The 20,534-nt window shown below is 64.2% G+C and carries 25 protein-coding genes; 14 read left to right on the top strand and 11 right to left on the bottom strand.

Translation table 11 applies throughout. The features are described from left to right. The first annotated feature begins 47 nt into the window (after positions 1 to 47). The 7 genes from NCG91_RS04620 to NCG91_RS04650 all read left to right on the top strand — a co-directional run bounded on the left by NCG91_RS04620 (position 48) and on the right by NCG91_RS04650 (position 4,321). Positions 48 to 1,244, top strand: coding sequence for a citrate synthase (locus NCG91_RS04620; protein ID WP_251348770.1), 1,197 nt, complete (start codon positions 48 to 50; stop codon positions 1,242 to 1,244). 45 nt (positions 1,245 to 1,289) lie between these two features. Further along, positions 1,290 to 1,781 (top strand): MarR family winged helix-turn-helix transcriptional regulator, encoded by a 492-nt coding sequence (locus NCG91_RS04625; protein ID WP_251348771.1) that lies wholly within the window; start codon positions 1,290 to 1,292, stop codon positions 1,779 to 1,781. Positions 1,782 to 1,824: 43 nt separating this feature from the next. After that, the gene (locus tag NCG91_RS04630; RefSeq protein WP_099668007.1) at positions 1,825 to 2,283 is read left to right on the top strand and encodes a PaaI family thioesterase; all 459 of its coding nucleotides are present in this window, start codon (positions 1,825 to 1,827) and stop codon (positions 2,281 to 2,283) included. After that, positions 2,280 to 2,705: a GNAT family N-acetyltransferase gene (locus tag NCG91_RS04635; RefSeq protein ID WP_251348772.1), complete on the top strand. Its 426-nt coding sequence runs from the start codon at positions 2,280 to 2,282 to the stop codon at positions 2,703 to 2,705. Before NCG91_RS04630 ends, NCG91_RS04635 begins: the two co-directional genes overlap by 4 nt. A gap of 50 nt (positions 2,706 to 2,755) precedes the next feature. Beyond that, the gene (locus tag NCG91_RS04640) at positions 2,756 to 3,379 is read left to right on the top strand and encodes a hypothetical protein (RefSeq protein WP_251348773.1); all 624 of its coding nucleotides are present in this window, start codon (positions 2,756 to 2,758) and stop codon (positions 3,377 to 3,379) included. Between the two features lie 74 nt (positions 3,380 to 3,453). Then, positions 3,454 to 3,867: a hypothetical protein gene (locus tag NCG91_RS04645; RefSeq protein ID WP_251348774.1), complete on the top strand. Its 414-nt coding sequence runs from the start codon at positions 3,454 to 3,456 to the stop codon at positions 3,865 to 3,867. Positions 3,868 to 3,949: 82 nt separating this feature from the next. Continuing rightward, positions 3,950 to 4,321, top strand: a complete 372-nt coding sequence (locus NCG91_RS04650) for a hypothetical protein (protein WP_251348775.1) — start codon at positions 3,950 to 3,952, stop codon at positions 4,319 to 4,321. 67 nt (positions 4,322 to 4,388) lie between these two features. Here the strand turns inward: NCG91_RS04650 and NCG91_RS04655 are convergent, their stop codons facing one another. Next, on the bottom strand, positions 4,389 to 5,408 hold the full coding sequence (locus NCG91_RS04655) for a tyrosine-type recombinase/integrase (RefSeq protein WP_251348776.1): 1,020 nt from the start codon (positions 5,406 to 5,408) through the stop codon (positions 4,389 to 4,391). 221 nt (positions 5,409 to 5,629) lie between these two features. Here NCG91_RS04655 and NCG91_RS04660 point away from each other — a divergent pair, with 221 nt between their 5' ends. Next, positions 5,630 to 6,652: a DNA-binding protein gene (locus NCG91_RS04660; RefSeq protein WP_251348777.1), complete on the top strand. Its 1,023-nt coding sequence runs from the start codon at positions 5,630 to 5,632 to the stop codon at positions 6,650 to 6,652. A gap of 123 nt (positions 6,653 to 6,775) precedes the next feature. Here NCG91_RS04660 and NCG91_RS04665 read toward each other — a convergent pair whose 3' ends face one another. From NCG91_RS04665 to NCG91_RS04685, 5 genes are all read right to left on the bottom strand, one after another. Further along, positions 6,776 to 7,309: a DUF3592 domain-containing protein gene (locus NCG91_RS04665; protein ID WP_251348778.1), complete on the bottom strand. Its 534-nt coding sequence runs from the start codon at positions 7,307 to 7,309 to the stop codon at positions 6,776 to 6,778. Further along, a complete protein-coding gene (locus NCG91_RS04670; RefSeq protein WP_251348779.1) occupies positions 7,306 to 7,755 on the bottom strand; it encodes a GNAT family N-acetyltransferase in 450 nt (149 codons plus the stop codon). The genes NCG91_RS04665 and NCG91_RS04670 overlap by 4 nt, the downstream gene beginning before the upstream one ends. A gap of 88 nt (positions 7,756 to 7,843) precedes the next feature. Continuing rightward, positions 7,844 to 8,404, bottom strand: a complete 561-nt coding sequence (locus tag NCG91_RS04675; protein WP_251348780.1) for a hypothetical protein — start codon at positions 8,402 to 8,404, stop codon at positions 7,844 to 7,846. Further along, complete coding sequence (locus NCG91_RS04680; RefSeq protein ID WP_077404376.1) at positions 8,401 to 8,835, bottom strand: DUF1801 domain-containing protein; 435 nt, start codon at positions 8,833 to 8,835, stop codon at positions 8,401 to 8,403. Before NCG91_RS04680 ends, NCG91_RS04675 begins: the two co-directional genes overlap by 4 nt. Before the next feature lie 41 nt (positions 8,836 to 8,876). Then, positions 8,877 to 9,485: a hypothetical protein gene (locus tag NCG91_RS04685; RefSeq protein ID WP_251348781.1), complete on the bottom strand. Its 609-nt coding sequence runs from the start codon at positions 9,483 to 9,485 to the stop codon at positions 8,877 to 8,879. 188 nt (positions 9,486 to 9,673) lie between these two features. Here NCG91_RS04685 and NCG91_RS04690 point away from each other — a divergent pair, with 188 nt between their 5' ends. Then, the gene (locus tag NCG91_RS04690) at positions 9,674 to 10,609 is read left to right on the top strand and encodes a VirK/YbjX family protein (RefSeq protein WP_251348782.1); all 936 of its coding nucleotides are present in this window, start codon (positions 9,674 to 9,676) and stop codon (positions 10,607 to 10,609) included. A 137-nt stretch (positions 10,610 to 10,746) separates the two neighbouring features. Then, positions 10,747 to 12,099 carry a serine hydrolase gene (locus NCG91_RS04695; protein WP_251348783.1) on the top strand — a complete coding sequence of 451 codons (1,353 nt, stop codon included), beginning with the start codon at positions 10,747 to 10,749 and terminating at the stop codon, positions 12,097 to 12,099. A gap of 3 nt (positions 12,100 to 12,102) precedes the next feature. Here NCG91_RS04695 and NCG91_RS04700 read toward each other — a convergent pair whose 3' ends face one another. From NCG91_RS04700 to NCG91_RS04710, 3 genes are all read right to left on the bottom strand, one after another. Continuing rightward, positions 12,103 to 12,456, bottom strand: coding sequence for a hypothetical protein (locus tag NCG91_RS04700; RefSeq protein WP_251348784.1), 354 nt, complete (start codon positions 12,454 to 12,456; stop codon positions 12,103 to 12,105). Then, positions 12,453 to 14,021, bottom strand: coding sequence for an EAL domain-containing protein (locus NCG91_RS04705; RefSeq protein WP_251348785.1), 1,569 nt, complete (start codon positions 14,019 to 14,021; stop codon positions 12,453 to 12,455). Before NCG91_RS04705 ends, NCG91_RS04700 begins: the two co-directional genes overlap by 4 nt. 92 nt (positions 14,022 to 14,113) lie before the next feature. After that, positions 14,114 to 15,610 (bottom strand): MFS transporter, encoded by a 1,497-nt coding sequence (locus NCG91_RS04710; RefSeq protein ID WP_251348786.1) that lies wholly within the window; start codon positions 15,608 to 15,610, stop codon positions 14,114 to 14,116. 63 nt (positions 15,611 to 15,673) lie between these two features. Here NCG91_RS04710 and NCG91_RS04715 point away from each other — a divergent pair, with 63 nt between their 5' ends. Then, positions 15,674 to 16,570: a LysR family transcriptional regulator gene (locus tag NCG91_RS04715; protein ID WP_251348787.1), complete on the top strand. Its 897-nt coding sequence runs from the start codon at positions 15,674 to 15,676 to the stop codon at positions 16,568 to 16,570. Positions 16,571 to 16,572: 2 nt separating this feature from the next. Here NCG91_RS04715 and NCG91_RS04720 read toward each other — a convergent pair whose 3' ends face one another. Beyond that, on the bottom strand, positions 16,573 to 17,142 hold the full coding sequence (locus NCG91_RS04720) for a helix-turn-helix domain-containing protein (protein ID WP_251348788.1): 570 nt from the start codon (positions 17,140 to 17,142) through the stop codon (positions 16,573 to 16,575). An 80-nt stretch (positions 17,143 to 17,222) separates the two neighbouring features. Between NCG91_RS04720 and NCG91_RS04725 the strand changes: the two genes are divergently transcribed. Next, entirely contained in the window at positions 17,223 to 17,759 is a 537-nt protein-coding gene (locus NCG91_RS04725; protein WP_251348789.1) for a GNAT family N-acetyltransferase, read from the top strand. 8 nt (positions 17,760 to 17,767) lie between these two features. Here the strand turns inward: NCG91_RS04725 and NCG91_RS04730 are convergent, their stop codons facing one another. Beyond that, positions 17,768 to 18,958: a low temperature requirement protein A gene (locus NCG91_RS04730; protein ID WP_251348790.1), complete on the bottom strand. Its 1,191-nt coding sequence runs from the start codon at positions 18,956 to 18,958 to the stop codon at positions 17,768 to 17,770. A gap of 168 nt (positions 18,959 to 19,126) precedes the next feature. Here NCG91_RS04730 and NCG91_RS04735 point away from each other — a divergent pair, with 168 nt between their 5' ends. Together NCG91_RS04735 and NCG91_RS04740 are read left to right on the top strand one after the other, a co-directional pair. Next, positions 19,127 to 19,585, top strand: coding sequence for a hypothetical protein (locus tag NCG91_RS04735; protein ID WP_251348791.1), 459 nt, complete (start codon positions 19,127 to 19,129; stop codon positions 19,583 to 19,585). A gap of 460 nt (positions 19,586 to 20,045) precedes the next feature. Then, entirely contained in the window at positions 20,046 to 20,423 is a 378-nt protein-coding gene (locus NCG91_RS04740; protein WP_251348792.1) for a hypothetical protein, read from the top strand. Positions 20,424 to 20,534 lie beyond the last annotated feature (111 nt).

The following is a 20,534-nucleotide window of genomic DNA, read 5'->3' on the forward strand; positions in this document are numbered from 1 at the left end:
GACGCGTGGCCCGGCCCGTCAATCTTGATTCCATGAATCAATATAAAGTGACAAACGCTACAATGGCCGCCATGAACAACGATCTGTCCGCTCCTGACGCGGCGCGCCTGCTGGGCGTCAGCCTGCCCACCCTGTATTCCTATGTGAGCCGGGGCTTGCTCGCTTCCGTCAGCAACGGTGCGTCGCGCCGCAAGCGCTATCCGCAGGAAGACGTGCTGCGCCTGGCGGCACGCAAGAATGACGCGAAGCGGGGCGGCCAGACGGCCGTGGCCGCCATGCACTGGGGCTTGCCCGTGCTGGAGACGCGCATTTCCCACATCCTCGACGGCCGCTTGCTGTATCGCGGCTGCGATGCGGCGGCGCTGGCGCGGCACGCGACGCTGGAAATGACCGCCAGCCTGTTGTGGGACGATGGTGCGAGTGACTATTTTCAGCAAGACGCGCCCGCCCAGCCGCCAGGGCTGGCCAGCGCGCCCGACGCGCCGCCGCTGGCGCGCGCCATGCTGGCCATGGCCATGCTGACGACAGCGGACATGCCGCACTCGCTGCAATCCGGCCCGGCCGCGATGCGCATCCTGGCAGCCGCCCTGCTGCAAACGGCGCCGTCCGCCTTGCCGCTGCACCGGCAACTGGCCCAGGCGTGGCAAGCCGATGCGCAGCAGTCTGCATTGCTGCGCGCCGCCCTCGTGCTGCTGGCCGACCATGAATTGAATGCGTCGACGTTTGCCGTGCGCTGCGTCGCCTCGACGGGCGCCAGCCTGCCGGCGGCGCTGGGTGCGGGCTTGGCGGCCTTGTCCGGAGACAAGCATGGCGGCGGCAGCGCGGCGGCCAGGTGCATGTTGACGCAGGCGCTGGCCGCGCCCGATGCCAGGGTTGCCATCGCTACCTTTTACACAGCCATCGCGCCGGAATTCGCCGGTTTCGGCCACCCGCTGTACCCGCTGGGCGACCCGCGCGCCGCGTATCTGCTGGGAATTTTGTCCGCGATGTCGCGCGGGTACCCACAGCTGCACGCCATCCTGGCCGCGTGCGCCACGGCGGGCGAGTTGCTCGAAGTAAAACCGAACGCCGACCTGGCGCTGGCGGCCATGGAACTGGCGTTCGGCTGGCCCGAGGGCGCGGGCATGAGCGTATTTGCGCTGGCCCGCTCGGCCGGCTGGATCGCCCATGCCATCGAGCAGGCAGACAGCGCGGTTCTGATACGGCCACGCGCACGCTACATCGGACGCCACCAGCGCGACTGACAATCGACACTTGATTTATTACGCATACGTAGTAGTATACTCCGCATGCGTACCAATACCTCCCCCACCCCAGACCTACCCGATGCCGCCGCCTGCCCGCTGGGCGAGCGTTCGCCGCGCCTGTTCAATCTGCTCAACCTGGCGCGCCAGAACCTGTTTCGCTCGGCCGATGCCGTGTTCACCAGCGAACTGGGGTTTTCCGGCACGCAAGTGGTCGCCCTGTTTGCCCTGAAGGGCGAGGAAGGCTGCCAATTGAAGGATCTGGGGCGGGCGCTGCAGCTGAAAAACTCGGCCGTCACGGGCCTCGTGGCGCGCATGGAAGAAAACGGCCTCATCGTGCGCGGTCAGTCGGCGCTCGACGCGCGCGCCGGCACCCTGCACATGTCGCCCAGGGGCGGCGAGGTGCTGGCCGCCGCCCTGCCCCTGCTCGACAGCCTGAATGAACAACTGAAGCAAGGTTTCAGCGAGGAAGAACTGGCCGTCGTCGCCCGCTTCCTGCTGCACGCCTCGCGCCTGCGTTTCCAGCAAGACGTTTAATCGGCAAGACGTTTAACCCAACCCTCACCCCACAGGAGTTACCATGCACCCCAACGACATGACCGGCTTGCAACTGATGCAAGCTTTCGCGCAAGGCCTGTTTCCCCGGCCCGGCATTTCCAAGACCATGCCGATGGACGCCCACACGATCGAGCACGGCAGGGTCATCTTCACGGCGACGGCGAATGAAAACCACACCAATCCCATGGGCGGCGTGCACGGCGGTTTTGCCGCCACCGTGCTCGACACGGTCACGGGTTGCGCCACGCACACGGTCTTGCCGGCCGGCGAAAGCTACGGCACGACGGACCTGAACATCAAGATGTGCCGCCCCCTGCCCTTCAACGTGACGGTCTACGCGGAAGGCAAAGTTATCAATGCGGGACGCAACCTGGTCATTTCCGAAGGCACGATCCGCGACGAAGCCGGTAAAGTGTATGCGCACGCGACGGCCACCTGCATGATCATCCGCCCGGCCCAGCGGGAACAAGCGGCCGCATGATCCGTATTGGCAACATCGAGGAAGCCTGGCAGGTGCTGCAGGCCATCCCAGAGTTCGACCAAGAGCGCAGCCTGGCGCAATTGCAGGAGCGCCTGCCCGCCGGCGCGCTGGTGCTGATCGCGGAAGCGGACGGCCAGCCCGTCGGCTGCAAGCTGGGCTATGCCGCCGAGGATGGCTCCTTGTATAGCTGGCTCGGCGGCGTGCTGCCCGCGCACCGCAAGACGGGCCTGGCGCAGCGGCTGCTGGAAGCCCAGGAAGCCTGGGCCAGCGAGCACGGCTTTGCGGCCGTCACCGTAAAATCGATGAACCGCTATTCCGCCATGCTGCGCTTGCTGATCCGCAACGGCTATCAGATCCGACTGGTGGAGCACTTTGGCGATCCCGTCAGCGAGCGCATTCATTTCATCAAAGCCTTGTCCTAGAACGCTTCGTAAAATCACTTTCCTGTCTTCTACCTTTCAAAAGAGCAACAATGCCATACACTGAGTCATTCTGGCCGTCCGCTATCGGCCAGGATTCGGCCAAAAGCAGCCGTTTTGCTCGCCTAAAAATGTTGAGATCCAAAGGTAACATGAAGAGTATTGCTCAACTCGAAACCCTGTATTTCAAACTGCGTCATGGCTTTGTCAACGGTGCTGTGTGTGCCGCATGTGTCGATTGGGCAGTGGAGCGCCTGGACTTGGACGAAGAGGACGATGACTTAGAGATAATCTTGCTGGCAAGTGCAAGAGGACTTGATGAGGTGCTGCCGTTGGTGGAAGTGATCATTGAGCGATATCTAGGTTCTGAGCGGCTCGATGACCAGCTGGCGGCGGGAAAATATATTGTAGAGCTCAGGAACGCTTATCTCCAAGGCAAGGAAACGATCTGGACAATCGACATGAAGCTGACACCGCTCTATTCGAAATTGGGATACCAAAATTGGCTAGGAATGCTGAGTCGGAATTGCGAATACGCGACAGACGTAAGCGCTTTCGAAGAGCCGTTCGAACTTGAATTCCACTACATTTCGACGCTATGGGGGAGTGTCTCCAGCCGCGCGGAGTTTGAGCAACATTATTGCGCCGAAATCTCCCAGGGACATGATGTTAAATAAAGGTCGGCAATGGGGCGATAGTCGCCAGCGACCGCAGCCGACCTGAAGCGGCCCCGAGCAATCGCTGAAACTTAATGCAAATGTTGAATAAGAGACTTTTTGATGCTATCGCATCTGCGGTGGACCTGGATGACCCTGCGGAACAATTTTTAGCTCAGCGATTCATGATTGAGGCGATAGGAAGAGTGACTTCACAATTGCCTGTAGCTGCTAAATCAGCCGCAGCTGTGGCGAATCGATACGTCACCGGCGCGGCGACTGCTGAGGAAGTCATTGCTGAGCGTGTACGCCTCTGGCGAGCCATTGAAGGGCGCGATCAATCGGACGAGCCAGACGTTTTGAAAATAAGAACTGCCATCTGCGTCTTGCATCCTATGGATATTGGCGCTTCTGCCGAAACATTGGAGTATTTTTTTGAGTTTTGGCGGCGAGGAGGCTTGCCGCAGGCTGAGCTGAAGGCCGCTGTTCACAACAAGTATGGCATTTGAAGTGGCTTCAGCCAGCCAGGAGCGGGCGTCCATACGTGACATGACAATAGATCATCTATTTTAAATTTATACCAGAGGTTGCATGCGCAATTGTCAAAGTGGAAGCTATTTTACGGCTTGTCTGAACATTCGGCCAACGCTGTCCTTCGAAGCAACTGTTGTCGTTCTGGCTGAGGCACTGGGTATTAGGTTCTCGCCTGACGAGGAAGGGAAATACGAGGAATATCCGGCGTATCGCGCCTTCGCGCTTGGACTGGAAATCGCGCTATTGGCGCCTCCACCGCCGGATATGGACACGCGGGAGATGCGCGACAACTGTTTTCAGCTAATTATCGATACCTGCGCGGACGTATCCGATGGCGGTGCGGACGTGGATATGAGCGCTCTCATTGCGGCGCAATTAAGCTCCGCCACCGAGCTGGAAATTGAGCGTGTCGACGTAGCCCCTGCGTAATCCCCCAAGGCGCTGCGCCCGCATGGGCATCCGCTGACCGGCCGCTGCAAGGTCTTGCCGGGCACCCTCACCCCGCCGGTTTCTTCTTCGCCTTCAATAAACTGCCCGCCGCATTCTCCTCGAAGCGGCCCGCCTCTTCTATATAGCCATGCACGGTGCCGTCGTGGCGCCAGCCGCCCTGGCGCTTGATGGCCTGGAAATCGGCGCCGGCCCGGTGGGCGCTGGTAGCCATGCCGCGGCGCAGGCTGTGGCTCGACAGTTCCGGCACGTAATCGAGTTCGGCCAGCCTGGCGCAGCTTTCCAGTATGGTATTGATGCTGCTCGCGTGCAGCGCTTTCGCGCTCACGTGGCCCCATTGATTGACGGGGCGCAATAGCGGCCCCGTGCGGATGTGCGCCGCGGCCAACCAGGCGCGCAAGGCCGTGGCCGGGCAGCAGACGCCGTCGCCGAACGGGATCGCCTTGACGATGCCCTCCCCCAGCTGATCCGTTTTCGAGCGGGGCAAGGTGATCACCATGCCCTGCGGCTCCCAGCTCACGTCTTCGATAGTCAACCCCGCCAGTTCGCTGCGCCGGAAACCGCCAAAAAATCCCAGCTGCAGCAAGGCGCTGTCGCGCAAGGCCTTGACGCTGCCCAGCGCGGCCAGCCTGGCGACGATCAGCTCCAGGTCTTCCAGCGGCAAGGCTTTGGCCTTTTTCTTCGGCTTGCCATGCAGGCGCGCGATGCCGGCCAGGGTCTTGCGCACGGTGGGCGTGGATGCGGGGTCGGCAAAGCCCTGGTACACATGCCATTGCGACAGGGCCGTCAGGCGCAGGGCCAGGGTGCGGGCGTTCAGATTGTCCGCATACGCCAGCAGGTAGCGGATGACGGTGGACTCGTCTGCGGGCAGCGCCCCGCCCCAGGCCTGGAAGTGGCGGATGGCGGAACGGTAGGTGCGGCGCGTGTTGTCGGACGTGGCGGCGGCGAGAAACGCCTGGTGGCGCGCGGCCAGCTCGGCATCGATCAGGGCGCCGTGTAACGGCACAGGAGCCAGGGCGGCGCTTTTGGGCGCGGCGCCACGGCGTTTGGAAAGGGGCAAATCGGGCATGGAATCGCTGAAATCGGGCTGGTGTACTGGGACATACGCAGAATACCATGCAAACCACCCCCATAACCCGTGATAAGCGATCTTATCGCGATATATATTTTTCAAAAAAGATTAAAATTTATATCGTAATATTATGCGATATTACGTATCATGTAATATGTTACTAAATTTCGTTCATAGGTGATTTCATGGCCCGCACCGGCATTCTGTACTCTGATGTTATGAAAGCAGCCCAAATCGTCGCTGCCGATGGGCGCAATCCCACGGTCGACAGCGTGCGCGAAGCGCTGGGCAGCACGGGCAGCAAGAGCACCATCGCTCCCCTGCTGAAACGCTGGAAGGAAGAGTTCCAGGGCGCGGGCGGCGTGAAAACGGAATCAGGCTTGCCGGCCGAACTGATGGAAGCGATGCGCGGCGTGTACGACAAACAGCAGCGCGACGTGGCGCAGCAGCTGGAAACGGGGATGCGGGAAAACCGCGCCGAACTCGACGCGGCTTTGGCGCAGCTGAAGAAGACGGAAACGGAACGCTTGAAACTGACGGAGGCGCGCGCCGCCCTCACCCAGGAATTGCGCGCCACGCAGCACGCGCTGGCGCAATTGAAGGAAGAACACCATTTCCGCGCCGTCACCCTGGCCACCTTGCACAGCGATAACGCAGGCTTGACGCAGCGCCTGGCCGACCGGGGCGAGGAAATCGCCGCCCTGAACCGCCAGCTGGCGCAGGTGCGTTCGCAGTTCGACCATTACCAGGAAGCGGCCGCCACGCAGCGCAGCGAGGAACGGGCCCAGGCGCAGCAACGGATCAGTCGCCTGGAACAGGACAACGCCCAGCTGCAGCAGCGCTTGCAAGGCCAGCAAGCCACGCTGGTGCAGCAAGACATGCGCCTGGCCCAGCTGCAGGCGGAACAAACGACGCTGGCGGCCCAGGCCGCGGCAGACCGCGAAGCCCTGGCGACCGTGCGCCCCGAGCGCGACCAGTTCGAATTTCAATACTTGCAGGCGGCGGCGTCCGCCGACGCCCTGCTGGCCAAGCTCGACACGGCCCTGCTGGCGCTGAACGACGCCAAGGTGGCGCTGGCCGCGCAAGACCGCCAGCTCGACATGCTGGCGGAAAACGGGCAACTATCGCAACAGAAAATGGAAGCATTGGCGCAGGAGCGCGACGGTTTGCTGCGCGACAATGCCGGCATGGCAGCCAGGCTGGCCCTGCTAACCGACAACAAGGAGCAACGCCGGGTTTGAGTGCTGATGGCCTGGGATAGCTACGACTGCCCCATTTTTTTTTCGTCTGCCTGATGACGGCCGACGGAGCAAATATGCGCCGCATTTCACGTTGACGCCGATCGGCGCGCCGCCCGAGCAAAACTATGACCGTGCTGCCATGGATGTCACATTTGGCAAAGCGGATCCGGCTGGCGGCGCCTGCTTGCGCGCTTCCGACACGCCCAGCACGAACAGGACTACCCACAGCACGACGCCAAAATAATCGAGGAAATCGAGGCCGGCGAGGAACACGGCGGTATCGTTCGGGTCGCGCGGCCGGTAATGCACGCGGATGTGCGCACCGGGCGCCATGCTGGCCAGGCGCCAGGCCGTGACGGCCTGTTCGCGGTGGCAGCCGGCGTTGCCTATCCGCGAGACGCCGATGCGCGAGCTGCGGTAGGCCTTGCCATCCACGCTGTAGCGGTAGCTGAGCTTGACGCACCAGTCCTGCGACTTGCCCGTGCGTTGATACATGCTGCTGCGCACGATTTCGGCGTTGGTCACGGGCCAGGCTGGCGAGGCGAGCTTGTCATACGCGCGCCAGAAGGAAAAATACGCCGTGGGAAGGGCGAGCAGGATCAGGAACCAGCCCATCATTCTTGCCAGGGCGGGGTCGATGGCGCCAGGGTCTTTCATCGCCCGGGCGGTGCGGCGCGGTAGCGCACCCGTATCCACGCGCCGAGAATGTCCACGCCGCCGTCGCCGGCGTCTTCGACCCAGCCCGCGCGCGCATACAAGCGCCGCGCACCCGTATTGGCCAGCTGCGTCTTGAGGCTCAGGCGGGGACCGAAGCGCGCCGCCACGGCGGCCAGCAGCTGTGTACCGATGCCCAGTCCGCTGTGCGCCGGGTGCACATATAAATGGTGCAGGAAATGCTCGGGCGCGTCGCCCGTGTGCACGGCCGCAAAGCCGGCGACGATGCCGTCACGCTCGGCAACGAGGATATCTTCGCCCTGCGTCGCTGCCGTAAAAGCGGCGACGCTGGCGACAGGGCCGAAGGTGTCGCGCCCCGCCAGCGCCAGGATGGCGGCGCAGGAAGCCGCGTCCGCCGGCGCGAATGGCCGAAGCGTGGCTGGCGTCATGCGGCGGCGCGCAAGCGAGGCGATGCCGTGGCGAAATGAGGACGAAGCATGGCGGGCGTGTATCAGTTATCGGAATGCCATTATATGCTCACAAACGGCGGTTCAGCACGCTGTCGATATCGTGGGTTTTCAGTTCCACTTCGAGCCTGCCGTCTTGCAGCCAGTAGCCGTCGCCCGCCTGGCGTAGCGCGTCCAGATCGAGCGTGCCCAGCGCTGGCGGGATGGCGCCGGCGAGAACAGCCGCCGCATCGTCCCAGGCCGCATACAACAGTTTCAGGTACCAGCCGTCGTCGTGGGCAAAGGCGAGGAAGCGGTTTTGCAGGGCGGCCAGCTCCGTGCGCCGCGACGCGGCGGCGCGATAGGCCAGCGCCGCGGCCACGTCCGCATCCTGGGGCGGCGGCGCCGCGCCCCGCCAGTCGGCCCAGGCATGGCTGCCGCAGGCGTGCAGGTCTTCCCTGGCCAGGGCCGGCAACTGCTGCCGCGCCAGGGTCTGGTAGCCGGCCGGCTTCCTGGCCGTCCCGGCGCTGCCCTTGCGCAGCACGATGCCGCCAGCCTCGCCGAGGGCGGGGAGAAAATCCTTGAATTCGATGCCGGAAGCGACCAGCATGCGCTCGGCCGGGTCGTGCCACAGATACAGATAATGTCTCAAGTCGGAGTCCGTTTTGGTTTCGGTGTCGTATTCAGCGCCACGGCGGCGCGTATCAGCGCCTTGAACGCCGCCGTATCGAGGTGCGCGCCTTCATGCAGGTCGATGGCCCGGCGCGTGTTGCCGTCCAGGCTGGCATTGAACAGGCCGGCCGGATCGGGCAAGGCGGCGCCCTTGGCGAAGGTGAGTTTCACGGCCAGTTTATAGGTTTCGCCCGTGCAAATCATGCCCGCGTGCGACCAGACGGGCACGCCGCGCCATTTGACTTCCTCGACCACGTCCGGATCCGCCTGGCGTATCAGCGCGCGCACCGTGGCCAGCGTCTTGCCGCGCCAGTCGGCCAGCGCGGCGATTTTCGCATCGATCAGGCGAGTAGCGGACTCGGCGCTCACCGCGCCATCCTGGGACTGCGTGCTTGGCTCTGCTTTTTTCATGGCGGTGATCTCCTTTCCTGGCTTGCCCGTGTGCGCCTGTCTTACGGCGCGGAATCGGCCATGCAAGCGGCCAGTGAGCTGATGAACTGGTCGCGCAAGGCCCGGTACTGCGCATCCGTCGCGAATTCCCGTTTGTCCGCCGGCTGGTTGAGCAGATAGGCGGTGGCGACCGTCCCGCTGGCGGCATGCAGCAAGGTGTATAAACTGATGATGCCCGCCGATTGCGTGACATTGGGATTGTTCAATCCTAGCACTTCCACGCCCTGGCGCGTGTCCGTTTCCAGCGATACTAATTGCGGCGCCTTGCTGTTGGCGGCCAACTGCTGCATTTGCGCCACGATGGTGTCGCGGTCGGCGGCAAACCTGCCTTCGGCGCTGCGTTCGATTTTCAGGTTCACCAAGGGCAGGCTGCCCTTGCGGAACAGCATCAGCCGATAGCCATCGGCCGTCGATACCTGCCCCTCTCCCGTCGCCAGCTTGACGCTGCGCGTCGTCACGTGCGCGGGCAAGCGGTCCTGCTGCCGGAACTGGAACTCGCTGCGGTTGATGCATTGCGCCAACGGCCCAAGGGGATCGGCCGTGCGGTCTTGCGCCTGGGCGGCCAGGGCGGCGACGAGCATGGGAATGGCAAGCAATGGGCGGTGATTCATGAGCGGTATCAGTCAAGGAGTGAAGGTGCCGCGAGCATAACCGTCCATATTGCCAGAAGGCAAATGTTTAGTTGCCATCCTCTAAAGCCCGCGTGCATGGCTTCTTAATAGGAAATTCACCTGGCCCGCGTAGCATTCAGATTGGCAAGGCTCTCATTGTGCAGCGCCTGCCCTTTTCCGGCAGAATCATGAATGACATCGCTTTAGCTCTGCGCCACGGCGCCGCCGTGCCGCCCGCCGCGCCACCCGCAGTGCAACCACACCCCGCCAGCGGCCACCGCCTGAAAGCGGCGCTGGGCGCCCTCTTCTTTCCTCGCCAGCGCACGCGCTGGCAAGCTTTCCTGGGCAGCATGCCCGGCCTGAGTTCGCTGGCGCAGCTGCATCCCTGTCTGCGCTTCAAGATCTACCGCCCTTACGCCTCGCGCCAGCTCGGTTGCACGGATAGACTGGCCTTGCTGGAAGGGCATTACCGCTTCCTGTGGCAAGCCGGGGCGCGCGCCCTGGTCGAGCGGGCCGCGCGCCAGCCCCTGGTGCTGGCCGCGTTCGAAGGCAAGGATGGGGCGCTGTACCGCCTGCAGCTGACGGCCATCCACGACAGCTACCGCGAAGGAGAGCTGTGCCTGCGCCTGACGCGCGACGGCCAGCCTCTGTACCTGGCCAGCTTTTTGTTCCTGCCGCGCGCCGATGGCGTGTCCCTGCAGCTGGGCGCGCTGCAAGGCTTGCGCTGCGAGGCCGGCAAGCTGGCCGTCAAGGAAGCCACGCGGGCGCTGCACGGTTGCCGCCCGAAAAACCTGATGGTGACGGCCCTGCGCGATTTCGGCGATTTTTTTGCCTGCAATAACCTGTTTTTGATCAGCAACGACAACCGCATCGCCCTGAATGCGCGGCGCCGGCGCCATATCGCCGCCGATTACGACCTGGCGTGGCAGGAATTGCATGCCTTGCGCATGCGCGACGGCAACTATCACCTGCCCTGCGCGCCCTACCGGGCGCCCGACCTGGCCGATGTGCCGTCGAAGAAACGGGCCGATGCGCGCCGGCGCGGTGAATTGCTGCAATGCATGTCTGCCGATATGCGCGCGCAGCTGGCGTGCCTGCTGGAAGCGCCGATGGCTGAACATTGAGCAAACGCAAGCCTTGCTATACCGGCAAACATAAAACTCAGGCAACCTTCATGTTGGGCCCGTATCCTTCACCAGGCATGCCAGCCACCTTTCCCATGCGCCGGCGTGCCTTCGATCCACCCTGGACAAGGTTACCCATGACACCCACTTTCGCCTTCCTCCCCCTTTGCCTCGCCGGCACCGTTGCACTGGCCGCGCCCGCGCTGGATGACGCCGTGCGCCAGCGCGCGGAAGAACTCACGCGCACGGGCCTGCATGCCAGCATCGTCATCGCCGTAATCGAAGGCAAGGACAGCGCCGTGTATGGTTTTGGCAGCAGCCAGACAGGCAAGAGCGCCAAGCCTGGCGCCGACACCGTCTACCAGATCGGTTCCGTCACCAAGACCATGACGGCCTTGCTGCTGGCCAACGCCGTCGTCGAAGGCAAGGTCAAGCTCGACGAGCCCGTGGCGGCCTTGTTGCCGGGCTATACCGTGCCTGCCTTCGATGGAAAAACGATCAGCCTGCTCGACCTGGCCACGCATTATTCCTCGCTGCCGCGCCTGCCCGACAACTTCGCGCCCAAGGACCCGGCCAACCCGTATGCCGATTACACGGAAGCGAAGCAGCGGCAGTTTCTCGCCGCCTATCGCCTGCCGCGCGCGCCAGGCACGGCCTTTGACTACTCGAACATCGGCTATGCCGTGCTGGGCACGGCCCTGGCGGCCCAGGCCGGCACCAGCTATGAAGCGCTGCTGCAAAAGCGCATCGCCGTGCCGCTCGGCATGCGTTCCACCTCGAACAAGCCCACGCACGGCATGCTGGCGCGCCTGGCGCCCGGCCATCTGCTGTCGGGCGAAGCCACGCCTGCCTGGGGTTTGAATGTGGTGGCGCCGGCCGGCGGCGTGTATTCCAGCGCGCGCGACATGGTCGCCTACCTGCAGGCGTATATGTTCAAGCCGCTGCGCCCGTATGCGCTGGCGATCCAGCCGCAGCGTCCGGTGGCGTCCGGCGACGACACGAAAATCGGCCTGTCCTGGCTGCTGGAACAGCGGCAGGGCCAGGCCTACGCCTGGCACAGCGGCCAGACGGGCGGCTACAGCAGCTATGCGGCGTTCACGACGGACGGCAAGCGGGGCGTGGTGGTATTGACGAATACGGCGCGCGACGTCGATGCGCTGGGCTTGTCCACCTTGCTGCCCGGCACGCCCCTGCCGCCGCTGAAAAAGCCGCAAGCGGCCATCGACGTGCCGCGCGCCGCGCTCGCCGAGTACGTTGGCGAGTATCCATTGGACAAGGATTTCACCTTGACGGTGAGCCTGGGCAAGCAGGGCCTGGAAGCGGCCGGCACGGGCATGGGATCCGCCCCCTTGTTTGCCAGCGCGAAAGACCAATTCTTTTTCCGCGCCATCGACGCGGAACTGGCGTTTACGCGCGATGCGGCGGGCAAGATCGCCAGCGCCGTGCTCAAGCAAAGCGGACAGGACACGGTCTTGCCGCGCAAGCCGTAGCGATCAAGCTGCCGGGTCTTGCATGAATTGCTCGACCCTGGCGACAAATTCCGCCTTGCTGCGCGTGCGAAACTCGCCCAGGAAGGCGTCGCTGCCCTGCACGATCTTGCCGTCGCGGTCGTACGCCACCTTGCCCATCTCCAGTACGAATTCGCCCTGCGGATCGTCTTCCGGCTCGAAGTGCGAATTGAAGCAGAAACCGCTGTCGCGGCAGCTGCCCCACAGCAGCAATGCGCTGCTGAACCATTCCATGGTGTCCGGGCCCGGCTCCACTTCGAACAGGGTATTGACGGTGATGTGCCAGCCGCCCGGTACGCGCAGCGGCTGCAAGGGATAGGGAAAGCGTGGCGGTTTCATGGGGACGGCGGCGCGCGGCGCGTTTGATAAAAGGCGAGGAACTCCGCAGCCGGCAGCGCTTTGGCGAACAGCCAGCCCTGGCCGAATTCGACTTTGCGTTCCAGCAGATAATCGGCTTGCTGCTGCGTTTCGATGCCTTCGGCCACGATCAGCATGTTCAGGGTGCGGGCCATGGCGATGATGTGCGGCGTGACGCTGCTGGTGGCCGCGTCCGTGCCGATGGTGTCGACAAACGATTTGTCGATCTTCAAGGCGTCGAGCGGCAGGTTTTGCAGGCTAGACAGGCTGGAATAGCCGGTGCCGAAGTCGTCGATGGCCACGGCATGGCCGCGCGCCCGGGCCTTGTCGATGGTGGCGCGCGCCGCTTCCACGTTGATGAAGCCCCGCTCCGTCGCTTCCAGCCAGATCTGCTGCGCCTCGATGCCGGTGCCGGCCAGCGCGCGTTCGAGCACGTCGAGCACCCTGCCCGTCTCGATATCGCTGGCGCACAGATTGATGGCGATGTGCAATTCGCGGTCGGCCAGCAGCGCGGCGCGCATGTCGGCGATGACGCAGGCGATCACCTGGTCGGTGATGGGCAGAATCAGCTCGCTTTCCTCGGCCACGGGGATGAACAGGTCGGGCCGTATCATGCTGCCGTCGGGACGGCGCCAGCGTATCAACGCCTCGGCGCCCACGCACACGCCCGTGTCAAGGGCAATAATCGGTTGATAATGGACAAAGAATTCGCGCCGCTCGACCGCCGTTTCCAGTTCGCCGCGCAGCGACAGCCGGCGGCGCGACAGCCACACGACGATGCCGACGATGAAGGCGGCCATCAACAAACCCATGGGCAGGAGCAGCAGCTGTTCGCGCCGCAGCCTGTCGTTCAGCTTGCTGCGCGGTTCGATCATGACGGCCGTCAAGCCGTCGCGGTACAGCGTCGCATGGATGTGGCCGTCGTGCGCCGCGTCTACGTTCGCCGGCAGCCCGGCGAGCAAGCTTTGCACCAGCGCGGGGTCGGGATGGTGCAAGGTGTCGAGCACGCCTTCCTTGCCGATGGCCACGGCCATCTGGATGTCGCTGTCGACAATGACGTCGGAAAAGCGCACGGGATCGATCAGCACTTTATAGGCGCGGTAAGTCAGTCCCACCATGCGCTTGCCGCCGCTGACGACGGGGCGCAGGTTGAAATCGATGCCCATGCCATTGTCCAGCGTGAAGTCGGCGGGTGTGACGGGGATGCGCGCCTCTTCGATGCCCGTGGACGTGCACTTGAGCAAGCCGTTTTCCACATAGCCGATATCGTCGATGCTGCGCGTGGTGATGGTGATGCGGCGCAGTTGCTGGATATGCGCTTCCGAGCACGGCGCCAGGTCCAGCGCATCGGCGCTGCGCAGGGCGGCGCTGGCCGAGGCGATCGAGCGGTGGGCGCGCTCGAGCGCGTAGCCGGCCAGCAGGCGCAGGCGTTCCTGCTCGCCCTGCTCGGCGCGCACGGACGACAGATAGAAGGCCAGGCTCAGGGGCGCGGCCACGCCGATGACGGCGACCAGCACGCTGGTCACGATGATGCGTTTTCTGCGCATGCTACTCCCTGCGATAGTTATATGATTGCCATGTATTGCTCGATGGCATCATATTACAAGTGCGGGCGGCGCACGCGCATATTACTGAAGAGTTACACTTTTTCCAGCGGCCGCGCCAGCACGAACACCAGCGCCGCCACCACGGCCGCCAGCCCGCCGGCCAGGTAGAGCACGCTGGCAAAGCCGTCGATGAAGGCGTGGCGCGCCGCTTCCTGCGCCACGGCCTGCATGGCGGGCGGCAGCTGGCCGAAGGCGTCGGCCGCGTTGCCGGCGACGATGCGCCCGATCATTTCCGGCGAAGCCTTCAAGCCGTGCAGCCACGCCAGTTTCTCGAACGAGGCGGCCGTGCGCATGGCCAGCACGGCGCCCAGCGCGCCCACGGCCAGCACGATGCCGACGAAGCGCGTGGTGGTGCTGATGCCGGATCCCATGCCCGTGCGCTCCCTGGGGATGCAGGCGAGGATGGCCTTCTGGGTCGTGCCATTGAGCAATCCGGCCCCCGCGCCCGTGACGACCATGCCGGCCGCCACCAGCCCATATTGCAGGCTGCCGGCGGCAAGGGCCGTGGCCACGTTGCCCACGGCGACGATCAGCAGACCCGTCACGAGGATGCCGCGGTCGTCCAGCACCCGCATGGCACGCGGCGCCAGGCGCGACAGCACGACCATGGCGACGGCAAACGGCAGCATGGCGCAGCCGGCCAGCACGGCGGAAAAGCCGAAGGCGTTCTGCAGATACAACGGTAAAAACGTCATCATCACTTGCGCGGCAATGGCGTAGCCGAACATGCCCAACACGGCGCCGACGAACACGCGCCTCCCAAACAGGCTCAAATCGACCATCGGCGCGCGCTGGCGCCGCTCCGCCAGCACGAACGCCACCAGCAGCGCCGCGCCGGCGGCAAAGCGCAGCAAGGTGGCGCGGCTGGACCAACCCGCCACGCTGGCGTCGATCAGGCCCCAGATGATGCAAAACAGGCCGGCGGAAAACAGCAGCGCGCCCGCCGGGTCGAAGCTGGCGTTGGACGCATCCTTCGACTCGTCCACGTGCCTGCTTACCAGCCACATCAAGATGGCCACGACGGGCAGGTTCAGGTAAAAAATCCAGCGCCAGTTGATGGCGCTCGTGATCAGGCCGCCCAGCAGCGGCGCCACCGTCATGGCCACGCCCATGGCCGCGCCCCACACGGACCAGGCGCGCGCCCGCTCCTTTTCCGCGTGGAAGGTATGGCCGATGACGGCCAGCGCGGACGTCAGCAGCAGCGCGGCGCCGAGTCCCTTGACGGCGCGCGCCACGTTGAGCACGAACGGCGTCCAGGCCAGGCCGCACAGCAGGGACGCCAGCGCGAACACGGCCAGGCCAAACAGCATCACCCTGCGCCGTCCCAGGCGGTCGGCGATGCTGCCGGCAGGCAACAGGAATGAGGCGAACGCCAGCATGTAGGCGCTGACCACCCATTCCACGTCGACGAAGCTGGCGTTGAGCGAGCGGGCGATCGACGGCAGCGAGACGGCGACGACGTTGGTGTCGAGCATGATCAGCGCGCACACGCCCGAGCACGTATAGAGGGTCCAGTTGGTATTCTTCATGCCTGTATTTTAAGCAGGATTGTATTATTTCCTGTTATAAGATGATCGCCTTATAATTTACTGATGGTGAATACAGACAAAGACATGGAATTGCGGCATTTCCGCTGCGTGCTGGCCGTCGCGCACAGCCTGCACTTTGCGCGGGCGGCCGCCGAGCTCGGCATCTCTCCGCCCGCGCTGACCAAGCAGGTGCAGGAAACGGAAAGCCTGCTGGGCACGCGCCTGTTCCAGCGCAGCAAGCGCGCCGTGGCCCTGACGGCGGCCGGAGAATTGTTCGTCATCGAGGCGGCGCGCGCGCTGGCGCAGCTGGCGCAGGCGCAGGAAGTGGCGCGGCGGGCGGGACGGGGCGAGCTGGGACGGCTGGAAATCGGCTATGTGGCCTCGGCCGCCTACTCAGGCGTGCTGCAGGACCAGTTCGCCCGCTTTCGCGCCAGCCACCCCGGCATCCACATCGGTGCGCGCGAATACGCGATGGATGCCCTGCCCGGCTTGCTGGACCAGGGCCGGGTGGACCTGGCGTTCGTGCGCCCGCCCCTGCACTTGCCGGATGGACTCGACAGCGTGGTCTTGCTGCGCGACCGCTTCGTGCTGGCCGTGCAGGCCGACAGCCCGCTCGCCCGCCTCGGCGTGGCGGGACCGGCCGCGCTGGCGCAGCAGGCGTTCATCGTGCCGGAACAGGAGTTGGGAACCCTGGAGGCGAGCCGGCGCGGCGGCTTTGCGGCCCAGGTGGTGTCGCGTCCGGGCAGCCTGGTGGCCGTGCTGACGGAAGTGTCCCTGGGCGTGGGCTGCGCCATCGTGCCCCACTCGGTGATGGCCAGCGTGCAATTGCCCGGCGTCGTATTCCGCGAGCTGGAAGGGCCGCAGATCAGCTCGGAAATCGCCGTGGCCTTCCGCCGCCACGAACAGGCGCCCGCCGCGCGCGCCTTCATCGCCCAGCTGCGCGCGGCGGCGCTGGCTTAAGGTCAAGCGCCCTTCAATACGGCCACGGCATAGGTGCAGGCCGTGGCCGTTTCATTCCTGAACACGCAGTCGGCCGGCGGGCCCAGTTCCAGGCAGTCGCCCTCGTCCAGCACGTGGCGGGTCTCCCCTTCGAGGAAGACGAGGCTGCCGCTGAGCGACCAGATGAGTTGCCGCCGCGACGCATAGGCGGCGGCCGGCATGGCCACCACGGCGCCGGGCGGCAAGGTAATATGCACGAGGTCGAGCGGCATGTCGGACGCGGGCGACACGTGGCGCCGCACATAGCCGCTCTGCGGGTCGATCCACACGGGCTGCTCAGCCTGGCGCAGCAAGCGCCCTGCGCGCATTTCGGCGCGGGCGATCAATTCGGACATGCTCAGGTCGAAGGCGCCCGACAGGCGCGCCAGCAAGGTGGCCGTGGGACTGCAATCGCCCCGCTCCACCTTGTGCACCATCGCGCGCGACACGCCGGAGCGGGCCGCCAGCTGCGTCAGCGACCAGCCCAGGCTTTCCCGCTCGAGGCGTACCCTGGCGCCGATGCGTTGGTTCAATTCGTCTGGTTTAGTGGACATGATCAGGATTTATTGGACAAAAGCGTGGGCGGCAATCTATGATTTGTCCATTATAGTAGACGCCTAGCAAGGAGAGCAACATGCAGATACGCGATGCCCATGCGGGCGACATCGAGGCCATCACGGCCATCTACAACGATGCCGTCAGCAATACCCTGGCCATCTGGAATGAACGGACGGTCGACGTGGCCAACCGCGCCGCCTGGCTGGCCGACCGCGAAAAGGCGGGCTATCCCGTGCTCGTCGCCATCGATGTGGAAGGAACTGTCGCTGGCTACGCCTCGTTCGGCGACTGGCGCCCGTTCGAGGGTTTTCGCCATACGGTCGAGCATTCCGTGTACGTGCGCGCCGATCGCCGCGGCGCCGGGGTCGGCAAGGCCTTGATGGGGGAATTGATCGCGCGGGCACGCGGCCTGGGCAAGCACGTGATGGTGGCGGGCATCGAAGCGGGCAATGCCGGCTCGATCGCCCTGCACAAGCAGCTGGGCTTCGAAGAGGTGGGACTGATGCGCCAGGTAGGCACCAAGTTCGGCGCCTGGCTGGACCTGGCGTTCCTGCAGTTGCAGCTCGACACGCGCAGCGATCCGGACGGCATTGCGCCGTCCGGCCAAGGGTAAAACAGACGTCAGGGATCGATCTCCGGCGGCGGACGGCGCAGCGCCATATGTTCCCACACGGCCACCAATACCAGCACGCAGCTGGTGATGCAGGCCAGGGTCAGGGGCGAATACAGCCGGCCATACGCCATCGGGATCAGCGCCAGGATGATCAAGATGCCCAGCAGATGCGACAGCGGCGGCGTGGCGCGGTCGTTGCTGACCCATTTAAACAAGGCATTACCCAGCAGATACAGGATCGGGCCGCCCAGCAAGGCGCTGATGCCGGCGAAGCTCGCTTCGTCCGGATGCACGAGGGCCAGTTCGTCGGCCACGGCGGAAACGATCACGCCGCCCACGATCAGCACGTGGATATACGTGTAAGCCTTGCGGGCGATGCGCCCCGGATCCTTCGAGTGGGCGATGCGGTGGTGGCCCGCCTCGGCGCCCGTGTCGAAATAAATCCACCACATGGCGATGCTGCCGACCAGGGCCGACAGGAACCCCAGCCAGTTGGCGGCCGTCCATTCCAGGCCGGCGAAGGTGGCGCCCGTCACCAGCAGCGATTCCCCCAGGGCGATGATGACGAACAGCGCGCAGCGCTCGGCCATGTGGCCGCCGTCGACATCCCAGTCGGCCGTCGAGGAACGGCCCAAGCCCGGCATGCCGAACTGCATCCAGGGACCGGCCAGGTCGATCAGCAGGGCCGCGCCCCACCAGAAGATGCGCTGCTCGGGCGACGCAATGCCGCCGGCGATCCAGAAGATGCCGGACAGCACGGCCCACAGGGCGATGCGCTGGAAATTGCGGCGGCGCGACAGTTCCTCGTGGCGCACGGCCCACCAGGCGAACAGGGGCCGGCCCACCTGCATGGCGACGTAGGCGCCCGCAAAACCGAGGCCCCGCGTGCCGAACGCTTCGGGAATCGAGGCCGACATGAGCAAGCCGCCCAGCATCATGGCGAACAGGCTGATGCGCACGGGAATGCGTTCGGGATCGAGCCAGTTGGTGATCCACGAGGTAAAGATCCACACCCACCAGACGGCCATCAACAGCAGGCCCGTCTGCAGCCAGCCCATGGCGCTCAGGTGCGCCAGCAAGCCGTGCGACAGTTGCGTGACGGCAAATACGAACACGAGGTCGAAGAACAGCTCGATCATGCCCACCTTGCCGCTGTCCTGCACGCCGCGCTGGCGCAGCAGGGAAATGCGATTATTCATTTTTTTCCTTGCATAAATACCGGACCGGCGCCCGCGGCGCTGGCCAAAACGGCACGATGATAGCAGATGGGGATGGCGGCCATGGCGGCGCGCTGCGGTCGGCATGCGTTTGCTCTTCCGTCCGAATTTCGTTACGATGGGCCGCATGCGCGGGACACCACCTCCACCATGTATCAGCTGAATTGGCGCGGCCCCTGGCTCGCTGCCGTGCTGCTGCTATCGCTCGGCGGCGACGCCCCGGCGCTGGCGCGCCAGCTGGCCGAACCGGCCCCCGCGTGCCGGGCGCCGCAAACCATGGCGCTGACGGTCAACAGCGACGCCGTCGCCACGGCCAGCAACGATATCAATGACAACACCCAGGTGGCGCTGCGCGCCAACGGCACCGCGTACTGGACGGTTTTATTGTCAACAGCGAATATCCTGCTGCAGCTGGGCGCCGACCGCGGCGATGCCATCGTGACGTTTCAGAAAGGACTGACCCTGCGTTTCCAGGCGCTCGGTCCGCAACAATATCAAATCCTCATCGATGGCCCCATCCTCGATGACGGCACGCAATACACACTGACTGGCAAGGTGGTAGCCGTTTTTGAACGCTGTCCGGCCCTGCCCGCGCCGGCCGCGCAATAAAGCCGCGCATGCCATCCATTTAAATCAATAAACCGTTTATATTCAATTGCATTTCCTATTCCGCTTGCCTGCCGCCGCGCAAAATGGCCGGCGGCGCATTCCCGCGCCGCGCCCGGAAGCCGCATTATTCTTGCCTTCGCGACAATTCGAGAGAATCGCGCAAAAAAATAGGCATAGAATCGCTACTCGTCATGCGCAAGAGCCGGCATGGTTATATTACGAATAGCCGGAAACTACTTTTTTGAATAAGCAAATACGAAATATATTAATCAATTCCGGATTGATTAATATCAAATGTCTTGTCTTTATTTGAAATTGCGTATTGTCCCGCCATATTTTTATGGCATGGTCGCAAAGCCGTCGCAACACCATTTCTACCGACTTACCCAACTGCCCCGAACCTGTCGGCCACGGGGCGCCCACCGCAAGTGCAGGCCGATATCACCTCATGGAGAATGTCATGTCTAACTTACCTCGCGTCGAAGTCACCAACCATACGCTGGCCTCCGGCCAAAGCGTCACCACCAACACCACGCCGAACAGCATCGCGCTGTCCATCGCCAGCGGCGACAGCAACAACCAGACCGGCATCGCCTTCCAGTTCCAGGGCCGCACCACGTACTGGAATCCCAGCGTCACCACGGGTTTTACCACGGCCAAGCTGGCCAGCGACACGGGCAACGGCGTCGTCACGTGGAAAGCCGGCCTGACGGTCACCTACTCGCCGCAAAGCACGGGCCTGTATAACGTGCTGCTCTCCGGCGACATCGTCGACAGCGGCACCTTGTATAGCTACACGGGCTTCGTGCTGGCCACCTTTACCTCCAACTCGCAGTAAGCGGCGGTTCCGCGCCCGCCTGCGGGCGGGCGCTCCGGATGGCCGCCCGCCACCGCATCCAGGCAAGCCGCCTGGCCATCCGACGCCCTTCCGGGCCCACCCGTTGTAAAC

Source organism: Janthinobacterium kumbetense, assembly GCF_023703445.1.
In the GTDB taxonomy this organism is placed as follows: domain Bacteria; phylum Pseudomonadota; class Gammaproteobacteria; order Burkholderiales; family Burkholderiaceae_D; genus Janthinobacterium; species Janthinobacterium kumbetense.

Excerpts from the sequence above, each read along its gene's own strand:
- NCG91_RS04635 (WP_251348772.1), top strand. The coding sequence starts at position 2,280 with ATGATCCGTATTGGCAACATCGAGGAAGCCTGGCAGGTGCTGCAGGCC.
- NCG91_RS04680 (WP_077404376.1), bottom strand. The coding sequence starts at position 8,835 with ATGAAAAAAGCAGAGCCAAGCACGCAGTCCCAGGATGGCGCGGTGAGC.
- NCG91_RS04670 (WP_251348779.1), bottom strand. The coding sequence starts at position 7,755 with ATGACGCCAGCCACGCTTCGGCCATTCGCGCCGGCGGACGCGGCTTCC.
- NCG91_RS04665 (WP_251348778.1), bottom strand. The coding sequence starts at position 7,309 with ATGAAAGACCCTGGCGCCATCGACCCCGCCCTGGCAAGAATGATGGGC.
- NCG91_RS04685 (WP_251348781.1), bottom strand. The coding sequence starts at position 9,485 with ATGAATCACCGCCCATTGCTTGCCATTCCCATGCTCGTCGCCGCCCTG.
- NCG91_RS04735 (WP_251348791.1), top strand. The coding sequence starts at position 19,127 with ATGTATCAGCTGAATTGGCGCGGCCCCTGGCTCGCTGCCGTGCTGCTG.
- NCG91_RS04695 (WP_251348783.1), top strand. The coding sequence starts at position 10,747 with ATGACACCCACTTTCGCCTTCCTCCCCCTTTGCCTCGCCGGCACCGTT.
- NCG91_RS04655 (WP_251348776.1), bottom strand. The coding sequence starts at position 5,408 with ATGCCCGATTTGCCCCTTTCCAAACGCCGTGGCGCCGCGCCCAAAAGC.
- NCG91_RS04725 (WP_251348789.1), top strand. The coding sequence starts at position 17,223 with ATGCAGATACGCGATGCCCATGCGGGCGACATCGAGGCCATCACGGCC.
- NCG91_RS04625 (WP_251348771.1), top strand. The coding sequence starts at position 1,290 with ATGCGTACCAATACCTCCCCCACCCCAGACCTACCCGATGCCGCCGCC.
- NCG91_RS04640 (WP_251348773.1), top strand. The coding sequence starts at position 2,756 with ATGCCATACACTGAGTCATTCTGGCCGTCCGCTATCGGCCAGGATTCG.
- NCG91_RS04690 (WP_251348782.1), top strand. The coding sequence starts at position 9,674 with ATGAATGACATCGCTTTAGCTCTGCGCCACGGCGCCGCCGTGCCGCCC.
- NCG91_RS04630 (WP_099668007.1), top strand. The coding sequence starts at position 1,825 with ATGCACCCCAACGACATGACCGGCTTGCAACTGATGCAAGCTTTCGCG.
- NCG91_RS04645 (WP_251348774.1), top strand. The coding sequence starts at position 3,454 with ATGCAAATGTTGAATAAGAGACTTTTTGATGCTATCGCATCTGCGGTG.
- NCG91_RS04710 (WP_251348786.1), bottom strand. The coding sequence starts at position 15,610 with ATGAAGAATACCAACTGGACCCTCTATACGTGCTCGGGCGTGTGCGCG.
- NCG91_RS04705 (WP_251348785.1), bottom strand. The coding sequence starts at position 14,021 with ATGCGCAGAAAACGCATCATCGTGACCAGCGTGCTGGTCGCCGTCATC.
- NCG91_RS04740 (WP_251348792.1), top strand. The coding sequence starts at position 20,046 with ATGTCTAACTTACCTCGCGTCGAAGTCACCAACCATACGCTGGCCTCC.
- NCG91_RS04650 (WP_251348775.1), top strand. The coding sequence starts at position 3,950 with ATGCGCAATTGTCAAAGTGGAAGCTATTTTACGGCTTGTCTGAACATT.
- NCG91_RS04700 (WP_251348784.1), bottom strand. The coding sequence starts at position 12,456 with ATGAAACCGCCACGCTTTCCCTATCCCTTGCAGCCGCTGCGCGTACCG.
- NCG91_RS04715 (WP_251348787.1), top strand. The coding sequence starts at position 15,674 with ATGGTGAATACAGACAAAGACATGGAATTGCGGCATTTCCGCTGCGTG.
- NCG91_RS04720 (WP_251348788.1), bottom strand. The coding sequence starts at position 17,142 with ATGTCCACTAAACCAGACGAATTGAACCAACGCATCGGCGCCAGGGTA.
- NCG91_RS04660 (WP_251348777.1), top strand. The coding sequence starts at position 5,630 with ATGAAAGCAGCCCAAATCGTCGCTGCCGATGGGCGCAATCCCACGGTC.
- NCG91_RS04730 (WP_251348790.1), bottom strand. The coding sequence starts at position 18,958 with ATGAATAATCGCATTTCCCTGCTGCGCCAGCGCGGCGTGCAGGACAGC.